The 16,589-nt window shown below is 39.6% G+C and carries 17 protein-coding genes; 4 read left to right on the top strand and 13 right to left on the bottom strand.

Annotated elements, in window-relative coordinates; genetic code table 11:
- The first annotated feature begins 11 nt into the window (after positions 1-11).
- The 3 genes from ureG (at position 12) to AKG34_RS22990 (ending at position 2,198) form a co-directional block, all read left to right on the top strand.
- Positions 12-623, top strand: a complete 612-nt coding sequence (ureG, locus tag AKG34_RS23000; protein WP_053348466.1) for an urease accessory protein UreG — start codon at positions 12-14, stop codon at positions 621-623.
- 1 nt (position 624) lies between these two features.
- Positions 625-1,449: an urease accessory protein UreD gene (locus tag AKG34_RS22995; RefSeq protein WP_053348465.1), complete on the top strand. Its 825-nt coding sequence runs from the start codon at positions 625-627 to the stop codon at positions 1,447-1,449.
- A 269-nt stretch (positions 1,450-1,718) separates the two neighbouring features.
- Positions 1,719-2,198 (top strand): hypothetical protein, encoded by a 480-nt coding sequence (locus AKG34_RS22990; RefSeq protein ID WP_053348464.1) that lies wholly within the window; start codon positions 1,719-1,721, stop codon positions 2,196-2,198.
- Between the two features lie 76 nt (positions 2,199-2,274).
- Here the strand turns inward: AKG34_RS22990 and AKG34_RS22985 are convergent, their stop codons facing one another.
- The 13 genes from AKG34_RS22985 to AKG34_RS22925 all read right to left on the bottom strand — a co-directional run bounded on the left by AKG34_RS22985 (position 2,275) and on the right by AKG34_RS22925 (position 15,722).
- Positions 2,275-2,880, bottom strand: coding sequence for an ABC transporter ATP-binding protein (locus tag AKG34_RS22985; protein WP_053348463.1), 606 nt, complete (start codon positions 2,878-2,880; stop codon positions 2,275-2,277).
- Positions 2,870-3,790, bottom strand: a complete 921-nt coding sequence (locus AKG34_RS22980) for an ABC transporter ATP-binding protein (protein WP_053348462.1) — start codon at positions 3,788-3,790, stop codon at positions 2,870-2,872. Before AKG34_RS22980 ends, AKG34_RS22985 begins: the two co-directional genes overlap by 11 nt.
- A gap of 38 nt (positions 3,791-3,828) precedes the next feature.
- Entirely contained in the window at positions 3,829-4,695 is an 867-nt protein-coding gene (locus AKG34_RS22975) for an ABC transporter permease (protein ID WP_053348461.1), read from the bottom strand.
- The gene (locus tag AKG34_RS22970; protein WP_053348857.1) at positions 4,667-5,635 is read right to left on the bottom strand and encodes an ABC transporter permease; all 969 of its coding nucleotides are present in this window, start codon (positions 5,633-5,635) and stop codon (positions 4,667-4,669) included. The genes AKG34_RS22975 and AKG34_RS22970 overlap by 29 nt, the downstream gene beginning before the upstream one ends.
- Before the next feature lie 59 nt (positions 5,636-5,694).
- Positions 5,695-7,314, bottom strand: coding sequence for an ABC transporter substrate-binding protein (locus tag AKG34_RS22965; RefSeq protein ID WP_053348460.1), 1,620 nt, complete (start codon positions 7,312-7,314; stop codon positions 5,695-5,697).
- An 832-nt stretch (positions 7,315-8,146) separates the two neighbouring features.
- Positions 8,147-8,752 (bottom strand): thymidine kinase, encoded by a 606-nt coding sequence (locus AKG34_RS22960; protein ID WP_053348459.1) that lies wholly within the window; start codon positions 8,750-8,752, stop codon positions 8,147-8,149.
- Positions 8,753-8,890: 138 nt separating this feature from the next.
- Positions 8,891-9,091, bottom strand: a complete 201-nt coding sequence (gene rpmE / locus AKG34_RS22955; RefSeq protein WP_053348458.1) for a 50S ribosomal protein L31 — start codon at positions 9,089-9,091, stop codon at positions 8,891-8,893.
- A gap of 149 nt (positions 9,092-9,240) precedes the next feature.
- Positions 9,241-10,530: a transcription termination factor Rho gene (gene rho, locus AKG34_RS22950; protein ID WP_053348457.1), complete on the bottom strand. Its 1,290-nt coding sequence runs from the start codon at positions 10,528-10,530 to the stop codon at positions 9,241-9,243.
- A gap of 327 nt (positions 10,531-10,857) precedes the next feature.
- Positions 10,858-11,820 (bottom strand): class II fructose-bisphosphatase, encoded by a 963-nt coding sequence (gene glpX / locus AKG34_RS22945; protein WP_053348456.1) that lies wholly within the window; start codon positions 11,818-11,820, stop codon positions 10,858-10,860.
- A 98-nt stretch (positions 11,821-11,918) separates the two neighbouring features.
- On the bottom strand, positions 11,919-13,202 hold the full coding sequence (locus tag AKG34_RS22940) for a UDP-N-acetylglucosamine 1-carboxyvinyltransferase (RefSeq protein ID WP_053348455.1): 1,284 nt from the start codon (positions 13,200-13,202) through the stop codon (positions 11,919-11,921).
- A gap of 211 nt (positions 13,203-13,413) precedes the next feature.
- Positions 13,414-14,064, bottom strand: coding sequence for a fructose-6-phosphate aldolase (fsa, locus tag AKG34_RS22935; protein ID WP_053348454.1), 651 nt, complete (start codon positions 14,062-14,064; stop codon positions 13,414-13,416).
- A 182-nt stretch (positions 14,065-14,246) separates the two neighbouring features.
- Entirely contained in the window at positions 14,247-15,104 is an 858-nt protein-coding gene (locus AKG34_RS22930; protein WP_053348453.1) for a class II fructose-bisphosphate aldolase, read from the bottom strand.
- Between the two features lie 246 nt (positions 15,105-15,350).
- Entirely contained in the window at positions 15,351-15,722 is a 372-nt protein-coding gene (locus AKG34_RS22925) for a response regulator (RefSeq protein ID WP_053348452.1), read from the bottom strand.
- Between the two features lie 313 nt (positions 15,723-16,035).
- On the opposite strand from AKG34_RS22925, the gene AKG34_RS22920 reads away from it, so the two are divergent.
- Complete coding sequence (locus AKG34_RS22920; protein WP_053348451.1) at positions 16,036-16,566, top strand: DUF2529 domain-containing protein; 531 nt, start codon at positions 16,036-16,038, stop codon at positions 16,564-16,566.
- Positions 16,567-16,589 lie beyond the last annotated feature (23 nt).

Genomic DNA, 16,589 nt, shown 5'->3' with positions numbered 1-16,589 from the left:
GAAGTGTTTTAATGGAACCAATAAAAATCGGTGTTGGAGGACCTGTTGGAGCAGGTAAAACAATGCTTGTAGAAAAATTGACACGCCATCTCGAAAATGAAATAAAAATGGCAGTTGTCACAAACGATATTTACACAAAAGAAGACGCTAAATTTTTAATACAAAATGGTGTTCTTCCAGAGGATCGGATCATTGGTGTGGAAACGGGCGGCTGTCCTCATACCGCCATTCGCGAAGATGCTTCCATGAACTTCGCCGCTATCGATGAGTTAATCGAGCGTCACCCGGACGTTGAACTTATTTTTGTTGAAAGTGGCGGAGACAATCTTGCAGCTACTTTCAGCCCTGAACTAGTTGACTTTTCTATTTATATTATTGATGTTGCCCAAGGGGAAAAAATCCCCCGCAAAGGCGGACAAGGTATGATTAAATCTGATTTGTTCATCATTAATAAAACGGACCTTGCTCCATATGTCGGTGCCAGCCTTGAAGTAATGGCAAAGGACACAAAAGTATTCCGCGGTGACAAACCATTCGTTTTTACAAATTTAAAAAATGATGATGGCCTTCCTGAAGTAATCGACTGGATTAAGCAGCATGCTTTATTAAAAGGTTTAGATTAATATGACAGATTGGACTGGCACTTTATCTCTGGACCTAGAAGAACGGAAAGGGAAAACCGTCGCAAAAAGGGTGTATTTTCAAGGTGCACTCAAAGTTATGCGACCGATCTACTTTGATGATTCAGGTCAGGTCTGCTATTACCTTCTAAATCCCGGCGGCGGCTATTTAGACGGCGATCGATACAAGATGGAAATATCAGCCGATGAAGGCTCTAAAGTTACTTTAACTACCCAATCTGCGACAAAAGTATATAAAACGCCGAAAGGCTATGCCTATCAGGAAACCCAAATTCACTTGCAAAAAGGCAGTTATTTAGAATACCTTCCAGATCCGCTAATTGCTTATGAAAATGCTCATTACAAGCAAAAAAATGTAGTTCATATGGAAAGTGGAGCAACGTTTATTTACACAGATATCCTCACACCTGGCTGGTCCCCGGAGGGTAAAAAGTTTAGCTATAATACCATTCAATTAGTTACTGAGGTTTATCTGAATGGTAAACTTGGTGTGTTTGACCATATCAAATTAATGCCAGAAAAACAAACACTATCGGGTCTAGGTTTCATGGAAGGCTTTACTCACCTAGGCTCTATGATTGCGGTCAGCGAATATACGAATAATTCTCTTCTCGATGAATTGTATGAAGTGATTCAAATAGAAGAATCGAGTTTTAAATTTGGAATTTCAAAGCTAGCCGTGCCAGGCTTTAGCATACGAATCCTAGCCCACTCTACCCAAGTCATTGAACGAATATTGGATCAGTGCCAAAAGATCATCAGCGAGAAGTGGAATAATCGTACACCAAGCTTTTTACGGAAATATTAATACATTCATCGGAGGCTGCTCCTTTAAAAGGCACAGCCAGATGAGCCATTTTATATTGTATTTATTTTGAGTTCCTAAATTCACATTACGCTGTGCTATTAAAGACCGATTTCCCATGAACTGCGCCCTTTAAATGACAGTCTTAAATAAAGACCTATATAATAGGCAATTAATAGATTACTCCGGTATTTTACCGATCTTGTAACTCAATATTTACGATAATCTAGGAAAAATATTTAAGTAGAAACTTTCATGAGAGGGGATACAGTATGCCTGAAGATAAGAATGCAAAACCCGAACTTGAAGATTTTGAGGTAGAAACAGTGTTCGAGAACCGTGTTCACGAGCGACACGCATTCACTTTTAAAGTCCAAGGAGAGGAATTCAAGGGGCATTTTCATGAGGATGAAATTCATTGGCTCCACCCTCACCCAAAACAAACGATTGGTGAAAGTAAAGTGGACATTATTGAAACTACCATACATTCATTAATGCGACACTATGGAATTTCAAAAGAGATTAAAGGCCTTGAAATAAAACCAGCATTTGAAGACCGGGTACATGAACGCCGACAATTTTCTTTGCAAGTGCAGGGAGAGGAATTCAAAGGCTTTGTTCATGAAGGAGAAATTCAATGGTTCCATCCTCAGCCAAAGCAAAAGCTTGAAGAGGATCTGGTTGAGGCAATTGAATCAGAAATCCATGAAAAAGTAGCGGAACACGAAAATAATAGTAAAGAGAATGATTAGAAATAGATAATATAAGAAAGGAGGTCTCTATTAAAGAGATCTCCTTTTCTAATGTCATTCAATTAATTTCTTTATCTCAACTAAAATCATTAAAATCAATCACACGTTGACAAAGTCTTTGCATAAGCTTAGATTCATGAGTTACAACTACTATTCCCATCTTTCTCTTTTTAGCAATTTCAATGACAGCATGCCAGATTTGAGTCTGTGTGATTGCATCGAGCATTGTTGTCATTTCGTCTGCAATTAGAAATCGAGTATTGGGTCCTAATGCACGGGCAACACAAAATCGTTGTAGCTCTCCTCCCGATAGTTCGTTAGGCCATCGTTCTAGCCACTCCCGATCAATTCCCAGTAATTCTAACACCTCTTTATTGGGTTTCCATCCTTCATTAAGAATCTTGTGCATCTTCCATCGTGGATTAATCGCTTTTTCTGGATGCTGAAAGATCAATTGAACAGGATGATATCCTTTCTTTGGCAATGGAGCACTATTAAAGGTCACAGTTCCCTCAATTGGTGTCTCAAAACCCGCTAAAATCCGGCAAAACGTTGTTTTCCCACATCCACTTGGACCAGTGATGCCAACGATTTCCCCTGGCTCTAGCGTTAAATTGACTCCTTGAAACAGCCATGGTCCATTTCCATATCGAAATCCGATGTCTTTTGCTTCAAGTTGCATGAATACACCTCACCATTCCCCCCCTAAGTTTTCGCATTTCAGGTTGTACTTGCCGGCATTCAGGTGTTGCCATTACACAACGTGGTGCAAACAAACATCCCGCTGGTAATGAACTTGGATGAGGTTGCGAACCTGGAATTGGAATAAAATCATTTTGAGGTAATGCTCTCCACAAAGCCTTACTATAAGGATGCCGTATTTCCTCACCGTGACCTTTAAAGTTCTCCACTGGAGCTACCTCTACTGTAGTTCCTGCATAAAATACGGCAATTTTATCTGCAATATTAAGGGCCGATTCAATATCATGAGTTATCAGCATCACCGCACAACCATTGTCGGCAACCTCTCTAAAATTATTTAGCGCTTCCTTTATTACATCGGGGTCGAGCCCTGGAGTAGGCTCATCCGCAATAATCACCTTTGCTCCGCTTACCATGGCAGTGGATAGAAGCGTCCTCCTCGCCATACCTCCAGAAAGTTGAAATGGATACATTTTCTCAACCTCTTGCCTTAAGTGATAGCGCTCAAAAACCTCTCGTTGAACCGATACAGCATCCCCATTTTTTACAGAAGTACGGACTTGACTTCCAACACGCATGAGTGGGTCTAGAAAGTTTACCGATTGTGGTACAAGAGCAATTTCCTTACCTCTTAATACAGTTTGCCGATCAGGGGTGAGTTCCTCTCCCGCATATTTAATTACTCCACATATACTTGCATTTCTCGGCAGTATTCCTAGAATGGCATGTGCGAGCAAACTTTTTCCCGATCCACTCGCTCCAACAACAGCAAGAATCTCACCTGCCTCAAGAGTAACATTTAAACTTGATATAACTTTATGAGTTTTCTGTTTAAGTCCAGTATATTGCTTAAAAGATACTGATAAATTTTCCACTTCAAGAATAGGCATTTGTTAACTCCTCTTAATATTGAACGTAGCATATCTGATTAATCTTGAGCCCTATTAGGATCTATGAGCAACCGGATATTCTCTCCAATCTGATCAAACGTTCTAACGATAATCAGCAAACAAAGCCCTGGAAAAAAGGCAAGCCACCACATACCTGAAGATAAGTACTTCATCGATTCTGATAGAATAATTCCAATTGCCGGCTCGTGAGGCGACAATCCTAAACCTAAAAATGTAACTGCCGCCTCATGTAAAATAACATGAGGAAACAGTAACATAAAACCAATTAACAGTTGTGGAGCTATATGTGGAAGAATATGATGCAAAGCAATCCACCATTGGGATTTCCCCATTTTCTGTGAAACCTGAACATATTCTGCTGAACGAACTTGCATAACCTCTGCTCTGATGACTCGAGCAAGACTTGGCCAATGTGTTAAAGCTAATCCAATTACAATTCCTTTAAATCCTCCCCCTAATGTAAAAGCGATAAGAATAAGAGTTACGAGATGTGGTACACTCAGAAAAAGGTCGATGAGCCATGAAATAAGACGATCTGCCATTTTCCCCATTGTTGCTGCTGCCATACCCAAGAAAAGAGCAATTGACGCACTTCCAATTGCTCCAATCAATCCAACTCCTATACTTAAAGAAAGTCCCATTAACGTTCTTGTAAACATATCTCTACCTAACCAATCGGTACCAAAGAGATGGTCTAGGGATGGAGGAGCATTTCGATCATTAAGATTTGTTACAATTCTCCCCTCATCAATTAAAACACCTCCTAATATAACAATTACTAAAAAAATAATTGAAATTAGGATTATAAAAAGCGTCCGCTTCTTTCGATTAGAAGGAAGTTGTTTATGATTATCTTTATTTTTTAATTTGAGGCTTGAAATCATATCTTCTCCCCTCCCTCATTCTCGGATCTAATAAACGATAGCTCAAATCAGCCAGTAAATTTCCTACAAAAACAAATATTGTACTAAATATAACTAATCCCAATAAAAGGGGAACGTCTCCCCTTAGCCCCGCTTCTACCGTAGCCTGTCCTAAACCGGGATATGAAAAAACTTGCTCAGTCAACACTGCTCCACCAAACAATTCACTAAAAGCCGCAAACTGCAAGGTAATCGCTGGCAAAGCAACATTACGTAATCCATGTCTCCAAAACAGGACAAAGCCTTGTTCACCTCTCGCCCTAGCGAATAAGACATAATCACTAGCAAGAACATCAATCAGCTTCTGGCGCGTATGTAGTGCCACATTAGCGACCCCAACTATACTAAGTGTGATCGCTGGCAGAATAAGATGATTGATTCGATCCACCATTGTGACATTTTCTGCAAGGACACCAGCTGGAACCCCCATTCCAAATGGAAACCATTTTAGCCAAACGGCAAAAACGATAAGAATAAGGAGCCCCATCCAGAAGGTAGGAGTTGAAGCTAGTGTGAAACAGTACCATTTTATTATTCGATCAATCCAAGTCCCCTTTTTCATTGCCGCTACAACACCCATGGCAAATCCAATCATACCTGATAATACCCAAGCTGATATCATGAGCGCTAGGGAATTTAAGAATCGTTCACCAATAATGTCAATTACCGGGCGGCGAAATATCATTGAAGTTCCTAAATCACCTGTTAGCAAAGCAGAGCCCCAATTCAAGAACTGCACCATAACTGGTTGGTCAACTCCCCAATATTCAGCTATCTTCTCCCGTTGCTCAGGTCCTACCTTCAACATATCTGCACCGATGTAGGCTTGAATTGGATCAATCGGAGAGTTTTTTATTAATAGAAAAGAAATTAAACAAATGGCAAATAATAATGTGGCCATTCTTAAACCTTTCAACAATAAAAATAATCCAAGCTTTCCACCTATATATTTACGCACAGTTACTTAGTCCATTTCCATTCAACTATATTATCTGTTGCAGGCCAACCATGACCATGAACATGGATTCTTTGTTCTCCGATATCAAGTCCATCTTTCACTAAGTATAAATGATCAATATTCACTAACCAGGCCCATGGAGCGTCGCCATTCGCACTTAAACCTGTTGTTCCATCCCATTGCGCTTTTTTCCAAAACTCAATTGCTTCTGTTTCACTTGTAGCGCGAAGAGCCTTTTCAAAATAATCATCTACCGTTTTGTTTTGATAAAAACCAGTATTATAATAGTCTACCCCTGCAAATTTACTACTATAAATGTTATACATCTCATGAGGGTCATGGCTTCCCCAACCTAAAAGGACAGCATTCGAATACATTTTCTTTTCAATAATATCCCAGCTTCCACCTTCTAATTTAATATGAATTCCTAGTGGCTCGATCATATCGGCCACAGAAATGGCAAGAGATTGTCTTATTGCATCACTCGCTAAGTAATATAGAGTGAACTCAGCTTTCAAAGAGTCTTTCTCAAGAATCCCATCTCCATCTGTATCCTTCCACCCGGCTTCTTTCAAAAGTTTTCGCGCACCGTCCAAATCAGCATCTTTAATGACTGTATCTGGGTTCCACCAAGGAAGGCCATCCACTGAAGTATAGGCTGGAGTCCCACGTCCTTCTAAGACTCCATCCACAAGTGCTTTTCGGTCTACTCCAATATTTATCGCATGACGAATAGCTGGATCGGCTGTTACATCGTTACCAATTGGTAAACCATCTTCAGTAAAATCCCCTGACTTTATAAATGGGAAGGCGATTCCCCGATTATCTACTGTTTTTACTGATTCCAGTCTCATTCCAGGTACTTCCAGGTTACTAAATGCAGCTGGTATATAGGCAAGATCAACCTTTCCCGCTTGTGCAGCAGCAAATGACGCATCCTCGTTTAAGAATAAAAAGGTTATCTTTTTAAAATACGACTTTTTGTCATAGTATTCAGGATTAGCCTTTATAATAAGCTGTTGCCCCTTGTCCCATTGAACGAGCTGATAAGGCCCTGAACCTATAGGGTTTTCAGCATAGTCTGCTCCATATGCATGTTTTGGGACAATTCCCGTTCCTACTAAAGAATTAACAAATGTTGATTGAGGTTCTTTTAATGTGAATTTTACTGTGTAATCATCCATTGCCTCTACTTTATCCATACCATTAAGATCAACAACTGACCCATTTTTAGTAGCTGTTTCAAATGTAAAGACTACATCATCAGCGGTTAATGGTTGACCGTCTGAAAATTTCACATCCTTACGCAAGATTACAGTCCAAACCTTGCCATCTTCATTGACTTTATAACTGGTTGCAATATCATTTACAATGTTTAACTTGTTATCTCTTTTTAGTAGAGTACTCTGGAATAGCGGTGAACCATAACGTCCCCACCCAGTTGTTGGATCAAAACCTGCTTCAGGCTCAGATCCAAAAGCCATCACAAGTTCGTCCTTTTTCTTCTGAATACCCTCACCATTTGCATCACCAGATTGATCGAGTTGCTGATTACAACCCCCTAACATGAAAGATGAAACTAATGTAGCTAATACTATAATTCCAAACAATTTCTTTTTCATCTGTCACACCCCATAAATTAATATCTTTCTAATAAAGGTTAAATACTTAACCCGCCTGTAAAATTAGGTGAATTTCACGGGTGCATACCTCACCCGATTTACAGGAATAAACAACTAATTGGTATACAAAAAATACATTATTCAATTAATTCAGATATGTATAAGGCAAATGTCCATAACATCTTTCTGGCAGGTGTTGTTACAGGAGGTATTACAAATCATGACTACGATGAAGATAAACAATTTCGCGGAATAAAATTGTGGAAACTAAACTACATAAAATAGCATAAGACGAGAATAGGCACCTGCTGATTTGGTGTCTATTCTCGTCTATCCCTTATCTAAATAGTTTATTTGATAATAAACAGCTTTATTATGTACTGAAGGACTCACTTTGCAAGAGATATTTGAAAAGAATTTTTTCCATACAACAACAATAGTAAACGACTTTTGTGTCAAGTATACGATTTTTTCTATAATTAAACAACTCTATTATTAGCATAAAATCAAGTTAGATAAAACTCTAAATCAAGAATTTAAAAGCAATTGAATGCGGTAACGTATAGGACTGAATAGTTTTGAGTAGGCGAGAGGGGGAATAGAAAAATGAAGAGACTTATACAGGTCTAATGATTGATCCATGAAAGGGACACACAGGGCTAAATAAGTAACAACAAAGGATACCCTCATGAATTTGATATCAATAAAACACAAGGTTTTGCCACTCTAACACTCAAGGTAATAGCTGTTTTCCCTTAGGCTCTTTTTTAGCTGAACTTGTGTAATTAATAAAAGTGCCCTAAGATCTCTTTGGATCTTAAGGCACCATGATTTAAATATGTTCTTTAATCCCTGCCGTCTGCTTGCCTGGGACTTCGTGGTGATGGCGGCAACGGGGCTCGTATGATTCCGATGCACCTACAAGGATGATCGGCTCATCATAGGAGGCCGGTGCACCATTAATCAATCGTTGTGTCCTGCTTGCAGGTGATCCGCACACTTCACACACAGCCTGTAGCTTTGTTACTGATTCTGCTAGCGACAATAAAGCAGGCATAGGACCGAATGGTTCACCTCTGAAATCTTGATCGAGTCCTGCCATAATCACTCGATAACCGCTGTCCGCAAGATGCTGGGCAACCCCGACAATTTCATGATCAAAAAATTGCACTTCATCTATTGCGATGATATCTAAGGGCTTATCTAAATACTTAAAAATATCTGTTGAATGGGCAATAGGTTTTGCCATCACAGAGGACCCATTGTGTGATACGACAGCCTCTTCCGCATAGCGATTATCTATAGCAGGTTTAAAAACGGCTATTTGCTCTTTAGCAAATTGAGCACGGCTGACTCGTTTAATCAATTCTTCAGATTTACCTGAAAACATGCTTCCGCAAATAAGCTCGATCCAGCCTGTTTGTTTCATTACATACATGGAAACAGCTACTCCCTTCCACCTGTCAATCCCTTGGCCATAATGGAATTAGACCCGGCTTTATATAAATTCAAACTTGTTTATAGAAAAGAAAAAACAGGCAAGAAAAATACTTGCCTGTTTTTTGAAAAGTCCGGCTTATTTAATACCGTATTTTTTGTTGAAACGATCAACACGTCCGCCAGCTTCAGCGAATTTTTGACGACCAGTATAGAATGGGTGGCATTCTGAACAAGTCTCAACTTTGATCTCTTCTTTAACTGAACCAGTTTCAAAAGTGTTTCCGCAAGAGCAAGATACTTTTGAAAGTTTATAATTTGGATGAATTCCAGTTTTCATTCTTTTCAGCTCCTTCTGCCCTGAATCATTCGAAACAGAGTTATATACTTCAAGGTGAGAGAAAAGTACCCTCACATTTATTGTAAAAACACATGAACTCATTATAGCAATTTAAGACTAGTTGTGCAACAGTTTGTTTCTTTCCCTGTTTAAGAACGTTTTGCGTTTGCTGGTCCCTTTTTCATTTCTAACATCTCTTCATCCAACTTACTGAAAAATTCTTCATTTCCTTTTGTCTGTTTTAAACGGCGAAGGAATTTTTCGGCAAAATCAGGTGAATCAGACATTGTTTTCCGAATTGCCCAAAGTTTATCCAAACGATCTTTCGGAATTAACAGTTCTTCTTTACGAGTACCAGAGCGACGAATATCAATCGCTGGGAAAATACGTCTTTCGGCAAGGGCCCGATCTAAATGAAGCTCCATATTACCTGTACCTTTAAACTCTTCATAAATGACGTCGTCCATTCGGGAACCTGTATCTACCAAAGCTGTAGCAAGAATCGTCAAGCTACCACCCTCTTCGATATTTCTAGCTGCACCGAAAAAACGTTTTGGCCGGTGAAATGCAGCCGGGTCAATCCCTCCGGATAGTGTACGACCGCTTGGCGGAATGACAAGGTTGTAGGCACGCGCCAGACGAGTAATACTGTCCATTAAAATAATAACATCACGTTTATGTTCAACTAGGCGCATTGCCCGTTCTAACACTAGTTCTGCGACTTTGATATGGTTCTCCGGCACTTCATCGAACGTCGAACTAACCACGTCCCCAGCCACCGAACGTTCAATGTCTGTTACTTCTTCCGGACGTTCATCAATAAGCAATACAATCAATTCCGATTCCGGATGATTCGTGGTTATGGCATTAGCAATTTCTTTGATTAACATCGTTTTACCAGCTTTTGGCGGTGCAACAATCAAACCACGCTGTCCAAAACCAACAGGTGCTAAGACATCCATAATTCTTGTTGATAAATTCTTCGGTGTTGTTTCCAGTTTAATTTGTCTGTTTGGATACAGCGGTGTTAAGCCTGGGAAATGAACACGCTCTTTAGCGGACTCTGGGTTATCCCCATTGACAGCTTCCACATGCAGCAATCCATAATAACGCTCGTTTTCTTTTGGCGGCCTAACCTTACCGGAAACCTTATCACCGTTACGCAAATCAAATCTGCGGATCTGCGAAGCAGAAATATAGATATCCTCCGAGCTTGGAGAATAGTTAATTGGACGTAAGAAACCAAAGCCTTCTGAAGGGATAATCTCTAAAACGCCTTCCATGAAAAGAAGACCATCTTGCTCAGCTTGTGCCTTTAAGATTGCGAAAATAAGTTCCTTTTTTGACAGTTTGCTGTAATAGGAAACTTTATATTCACGCGCGTGCTCATAGAGATCCTTTAGTTTCATGTTTTCTAAATTGGAAATAGTTAAATTCATTATGACACCACACTTTTATTAATTAAACGTTTTCACCCATACTGAAAAAGAAATGGTTTGTTAAATGGAAGAAAAACCGCAATCCATGTACCCGACCAGAGTTTTCTTAGAAAGGATGATACATTTTTACATGTAAAGAAGAAAATTATTTGAAGGCTTCTTGAAGTTTGGAGTGAAAGGGCAGATTATATATATTCAAATCAATTATTAGTAGACCAAGCTTTATTTTACTTTTTTTATTTTAATTATTCAACTTAAATTTTTTTATAGAGAAAGCGAGCGATGAAACCGCTCGCTTTCTCTCGGTAATTTTTTATGAAAATAGTCTCAGTCAATTAAGCCATTCGGTTTAATTTTTAGACTATGTCTTCCATCAATGAAACGAACGGTACCTGATTTAGCACGCATGACTACGGATTGTGTTTCACCGTAATGGCCTTTAAATTGAACACCACGTAAAAGTTCTCCATCCGTCACACCTGTTGCAGCAAAAATTGCATCATCCCCGCGAACCAGATCTTCCATTCTCAAGACTTTCCCTAACTCAAGACCCATTTTCCCACAGCGAGCCACTTCTTCTTCACTTTGAGGAAGAAGCTTACCTTGAATTTCTCCTCCGAGGCATTTTAAAGCCACAGCTGCAATAACTCCCTCTGGAGCTCCGCCTGATCCGAATAATATGTCAACACCAGTTAAGTCGAATGCCGTATTAATGGCACCAGCAACATCTCCATCGTTGATTAACTTAATCCGGGCACCTGCCTCACGAAGTTCATGAATGATCTTCGAATGACGATCGCGGTTTAATACCGTTGCGACTACGTCTTGAATATCTTTATTTTTTGCTTTGGCTACCGCTTTCAGGTTGTCCAGTACTGATGCATTGATATCAATCTGCCCAACTGCCTCAGGACCAACTGCTATTTTGTCCATATACATATCCGGAGCATGAAGCAGATTCCCTTTATCTGCAATCGCCAAGACTGCTAAAGCATTCCAACCTCCTGATGCAACGATATTCGTTCCTTCTAAAGGATCAACCGCAACATCCACTAATGGTCCAAGCCCAGTACCAAGCTTCTCACCAATATAAAGCATTGGAGCTTCATCCATTTCCCCTTCACCGATTACAACTGTACCTTGCATAGGAATTGTATTGAAAACATCTCGCATTGCAGTTGTTGCTGCATCATCTGCTTCGTCTTTCTTTCCTCTTCCCATCCAACGTGCAGAAGATAGCGCCGCCGCCTCTGTCACGCGAACAAGCTCCATCGATAAACTTCTTTCCATTCTTGGTTCCCCCTCAATGTGCACTAGCATGCTCTATTTATATATTAGTATAACACATTACTTTATATATGTAACACAATGAGGCAGCAAGAAACGGATCAGCTTTTCAGCTGCTCCACTTCTTCTTCCGTCATTTCTTCACGCCAAATCGTTGCTCCCAAACCTGAAAGTTTCTCTACAAGATGACTGTATCCACGATCTATATGCTCAAGCCCGGTCACTTCAGTAATCCCTTCTGCCATTAAGCCGGCAATTACTAAAGCTGCTCCGGCACGTAAATCACTTGCCTTTACTTTTGCACCGTGAAGTTGAACCGGACCATTAATAATTGCGGCTCTGCCTTCGACTTTAATCTTTGCATTCATGCGCCGCAGTTCATCTATATGCTTAAAGCGGGCCCCGTAAATCGTATCGGTCACCATGCTAGAACCACTTGTTTTTGTTAGAAGAGACGTGAAGGGCTGCTGAAGATCTGTTGGAAATCCAGGGTAAACTAACGTCTTGATATCAACCGCTTTATATTTCTCACCTGGAGAAACAAAGATCTGATCATCACCAGCCTCGATATTTATGCCCATTTCCCGCATTTTGGCCGTTAACGACTCTAAATGCTGGGGAATGACATTATCAATTAAGATGCCTTCGCCGACTGCTGCGGCTAAAATCATGAAAGTTCCAGCTTCTATCCGATCAGGTATGATCGTATGTCTGCAACCATGCAAACTGTCCACACCATCAATACGGATAATATCCGTTCCAGCACCCTTGATTTTTGCTCCCATATTGGTCAACAACGTGGCAACATCAATGATTTCCGGTTCTTTCGCTGCATTTTCAATAACTGTCCTTCCTTTAGCCAAAACGGCAGCAAGCATAATATTAATCGTTGCCCCGACGCTCACGACATCCAAATAGATACGTGCGCCTCGTAGCTCATCCGCCCTTAAGTAAATAGCACCTTGTTCATTCGTCACTTGTGCGCCAAGTGCTTCAAAACCTTTTATATGCTGATCTATTGGTCGAGGACCTAAATGGCAACCTCCAGGCAGGCCAATCACAGCCTTTTTAAACTTCCCTAGCATCGCGCCCATTAAATAATAAGAGGCACGTAATTTCTTCACTCTTCCGTTAGGCAGAGGCATTGAAATCATCCTGCTGGGGTCTACTGTCATTTCTCCATCATTAAAGGCAACATCACCGCCAATTTCCTCCATTAACTCTTTCAGCATCTCTACATCTGAGATATCAGGCAAGCCTTCTATCGTAACAGGAGAGTCTGCTAAAATTGTTGCAGGAATCAAGGCGACCGCACTATTTTTTGCACCGCTGACACGAATGCTTCCCTTTAGAGGGTAGCCACCGGCAATTTTAAGTTTTTCCATAATATACTCCCTTCCACGCTAAGCACTTAGAAGCTACTTCCAAAAAGTAATATTTTACCACAAGAAAATTGCATAATCCGACAACATTTACTATCTAGTTTCTTAGTTTACACAAAAATAGAAAAGTCATGTAAAAAAATGATAAAAATTTCTAATTTTGTTTATTTCCATTTAACCGGTGCAATTTATAGCGACTTAGCGGCAAGGTAATTTATGCTTCTGTACGAGAATTCCAATCCTTCAAGAAAGCTTCAATCCCTTTATCTGTTAATGGGTGATGGAATAATTGCATTAAGACTTTATAAGGAATCGTTGCAATATGGGCTCCTTTAAGAGCAGCTTCTGTAATATGCATCGGGTGACGAATTGAAGCTGCGATAATTTCAGCATTGATATCATGAATAGCAAAAATATCAGCAATATCAGAGATTAAATCCAGGCCATTTTGACCGATATCATCTAAGCGTCCTAAAAATGGAGACACATAAGTTGCTCCTGCCCTAGCAGCTAATAATGCCTGGTTGGCACTAAAAATAAGGGTAACATTTGTTTTGACTCCTTGTTTTGTTAAAGCCGCAACAGCCTTCAATCCGTCTGGAGTCATTGGTACTTTAATGGTGATATTAGGGGCAATAGCAATAAGTTCTTGCGCTTCAGCCATCATTCCCTCAAAATCAAGCGCAATGACTTCTGCAGAAACAGATTCCTTTACAAGGCTTGTAATTTCTTTTAAACGGTCATGGAAAGATACACCTTTTTCTCTTGCGACAAGAGACGGGTTAGTCGTAACTCCTGCTAATACGCCAAGTTCGTGCGCTTGTTTGATTTCTTCCATGTTTGCTGTATCTATGAAGAATTTCATGTTTTTTCCTCCGTATGTACTCGATTTTTTATTTTTCTATTATGCATCTGAATTCTAATTGTTCAAAAAACAAAGTGCGGTTTTTGGCCGCACGTATAAATAGATACCATCAAAGGGGAAGAGTGCCCCCCTGATGGATATTCTGAATCATTTAAAAATGATAAAACCTAAAGGCTATAGAATTACGCTTTACCGTTTGAACCAAATTCCCTTATCTTTCCGATGACAGTCTCTTTAATCGCTTCACGGCCAGGTACCAAGAATTTACGAGGATCGTAAACTTCTGAGTTGCTATTTAGAACCTCACGTACAGCTTTTGTGAAAACAATCTGATTTTCAGTATTCACATTGATTTTTGATGTTCCAAGAGAGATCGCTTTTTGGATATCTTTCGTAGGAATACCTGTACCGCCATGGAGTACTAGAGGTTTGTGTGTTAAATCCCGTACCTCTTCCATTTCTTTATATCCTAGGTTAGGTTCTCCTTTATATGGACCATGAACAGATCCCAATGCTGGTGCAAAGCAGTCAACATTCGTTTCTTTAACTAGCTGTTCGCACTCTTGAGGGTCTGCATATACGACTCCATCAGCGATTATATCGTCTTCTTGTCCACCAACAGTTCCCACTTCTGCCTCAACGGAAACATTGCGTGCGTGAGCATATTCAACAACTTTCTTCGTCGTCTCAATATTTTCTTCAATTGGGTGATGTGAAGCATCGATCATTACGGACGTAAATCCTGCCTCGATAGCTTCTTTACATTTATCAAAGCTTGAACCATGGTCAAGATGAATTGCCACAGGTACTGTGATTTTCATGTCTTCCAATAAACCTTGAACCATCATAACTGTCGTTTTGAAACCACCCATATGACGGGCAGCCCCTTCAGAAACACCAAGAATGACTGGAGATTTTTCTTCTTCTGCAGCAGCTAGAATAGCTTGTGTCCATTCCAGATTATTAATATTAAATTGACCTACTGCATATTTTTCATCAAGAGCTTTATTCAGCATATCTTTCATAGAAACTAAAGGCATTTGATTTCCTCCTACTAGTGAATGTTTATTATTTAAAGTTAATTCTATCTAGATATTCCCTAAAACCTTTGGAACATACACTTATAAATCGGAATATCTCTCCTCTTTTAGCATATCAATACATGAAAAAAACAGCAACAAATTCACTATATCAAGTCTCAAATTTATTCCAAAAAAACACGGCTCATCTTTTAAAAGATAGCCGTGGCATTCTTTAATTTATAATAATATTAATCATAAAGACTGTTAACTTGATTGAATTGGCAAGTATTCACGCACAGCTTTTCTAATATCATCAATGTCAAACGGCTTGGCAAAGTGAGTCATGGCTCCTAAGTCTTTTGCTTCTTGAATCATATCAAGTTCACCATAAGCAGTCATAATAATGACCCGAATGTCTGGATCAACTACCTTCATCCGCTTCAAAATCTCAATTCCATCCATTCCTGGAATCTTCATATCCAGTAATACAAGATCAGGTGAATGATTATTTAGCACTTCTAAGGCTTGAATGCCATTCGCTGCTTGAAATGTATCATACCCTTCTTTATGTAAAACCTCGTTCAATAAAATACGAATCCCAAATTGATCATCAACAATTAATATTTTCCCTGACATTTTTTCACCTCACCTCTTCCCAATTTATTATTATAAAAAATGTATCTGCCTGACTAAATTACCTGCCAAAAGGTAGTTCGTTAGATTGCCGTCAAATTACATAGATGTCAATGCTTCTATTTTATCACTGATTTCTATGTTCATATTCGATAATTGTAACAAAATTCCTGCCATATGGCTAAAAGGATTTATATTTTTTTGTTTTTTCAATCGATTATGTAAATTCGCCTTTTCAGCCTTAAGCCCCGAAACCTGTCAATGCAGGGGAAAGTCCTTTATAATAGGGGTACTATTTTTAAAGGAGTTTCTAAGCATGTTAAAAATTTTTTCGACGCAGATAAGCGGTTTATTTAAAAAAATGATAGAAAAGGAAGCCTTCGAAATGGAGGATGCCGGACGCTTGTTAGCTCAGGCTGCGGTCGGAGACGGATCTGTTTTTGTACACGGCTTCGGTGAAATGCAAGGAGTGGCAGCTGAAGCGTTGGAAGGGGAGGAACCCTTTCCTAAAGCAAAAAGATACGAAGATGGCGCGGCTATTTCCCGAGAAGATCGGTTTCTTTTATTCAGCCGCCATTCAAACGATTTAGAAGCCGTAAATCTGGCTAAACAGCTTCAGAAGCAGGATATACCATTTGTAGCGGTTTCAACAGCTGTTCCATCAGAAGAAGAATCGCTTTTGGAGCTTGCTGATGTACATATCGATTTACGAATTCAACGAGGCTTAATCCCCGATGAAACAGGAAATCGATATGGGTATCCAACCCTCATTGCGGCTCTTTTTGCTTATTATGGAATTAAATTCACCCTTGTAGAAATTATTCAAGAATATAAAAATGAAGATTAATTCTTCAATAAAAAAAACAGCCA

The sequence above is a fragment of the Peribacillus butanolivorans genome, assembly GCF_001273755.1.
GTDB classification, from domain to species: Bacteria; Bacillota; Bacilli; order Bacillales; family DSM-1321; genus Peribacillus; species Peribacillus butanolivorans.
The sequence above is the reverse complement of the archived record's forward strand: the minus strand, read 5'-3'. Positions and strand labels throughout refer to the sequence as shown.

What these genes read in the sequence shown, in the direction of transcription:
- fsa (WP_053348454.1), bottom strand. Translation starts at nt 14,064, where the DNA reads ATGAAATTCTTCATAGATACAGCAAACATGGAAGAAATCAAACAAGCG.
- AKG34_RS22980 (WP_053348462.1), bottom strand. Translation starts at nt 3,790, where the DNA reads ATGCCTATTCTTGAAGTGGAAAATTTATCAGTATCTTTTAAGCAATAT.
- AKG34_RS22960 (WP_053348459.1), bottom strand. Translation starts at nt 8,752, where the DNA reads ATGTATGTAATGAAACAAACAGGCTGGATCGAGCTTATTTGCGGAAGC.
- AKG34_RS22985 (WP_053348463.1), bottom strand. Translation starts at nt 2,880, where the DNA reads ATGCAACTTGAAGCAAAAGACATCGGATTTCGATATGGAAATGGACCA.
- ureG (WP_053348466.1), top strand. Translation starts at nt 12, where the DNA reads ATGGAACCAATAAAAATCGGTGTTGGAGGACCTGTTGGAGCAGGTAAA.
- AKG34_RS22995 (WP_053348465.1), top strand. Translation starts at nt 625, where the DNA reads ATGACAGATTGGACTGGCACTTTATCTCTGGACCTAGAAGAACGGAAA.
- glpX (WP_053348456.1), bottom strand. Translation starts at nt 11,820, where the DNA reads ATGGAAAGAAGTTTATCGATGGAGCTTGTTCGCGTGACAGAGGCGGCG.
- AKG34_RS22965 (WP_053348460.1), bottom strand. Translation starts at nt 7,314, where the DNA reads ATGAAAAAGAAATTGTTTGGAATTATAGTATTAGCTACATTAGTTTCA.
- rpmE (WP_053348458.1), bottom strand. Translation starts at nt 9,091, where the DNA reads ATGAAAACTGGAATTCATCCAAATTATAAACTTTCAAAAGTATCTTGC.
- AKG34_RS22970 (WP_053348857.1), bottom strand. Translation starts at nt 5,635, where the DNA reads ATGGCCACATTATTATTTGCCATTTGTTTAATTTCTTTTCTATTAATA.
- AKG34_RS22990 (WP_053348464.1), top strand. Translation starts at nt 1,719, where the DNA reads ATGCCTGAAGATAAGAATGCAAAACCCGAACTTGAAGATTTTGAGGTA.
- AKG34_RS22940 (WP_053348455.1), bottom strand. Translation starts at nt 13,202, where the DNA reads ATGGAAAAACTTAAAATTGCCGGTGGCTACCCTCTAAAGGGAAGCATT.
- AKG34_RS22975 (WP_053348461.1), bottom strand. Translation starts at nt 4,695, where the DNA reads ATGATTTCAAGCCTCAAATTAAAAAATAAAGATAATCATAAACAACTT.
- AKG34_RS22925 (WP_053348452.1), bottom strand. Translation starts at nt 15,722, where the DNA reads ATGTCAGGGAAAATATTAATTGTTGATGATCAATTTGGGATTCGTATT.
- AKG34_RS22920 (WP_053348451.1), top strand. Translation starts at nt 16,036, where the DNA reads ATGTTAAAAATTTTTTCGACGCAGATAAGCGGTTTATTTAAAAAAATG.
- AKG34_RS22930 (WP_053348453.1), bottom strand. Translation starts at nt 15,104, where the DNA reads ATGCCTTTAGTTTCTATGAAAGATATGCTGAATAAAGCTCTTGATGAA.
- rho (WP_053348457.1), bottom strand. Translation starts at nt 10,530, where the DNA reads ATGAATTTAACTATTTCCAATTTAGAAAACATGAAACTAAAGGATCTC.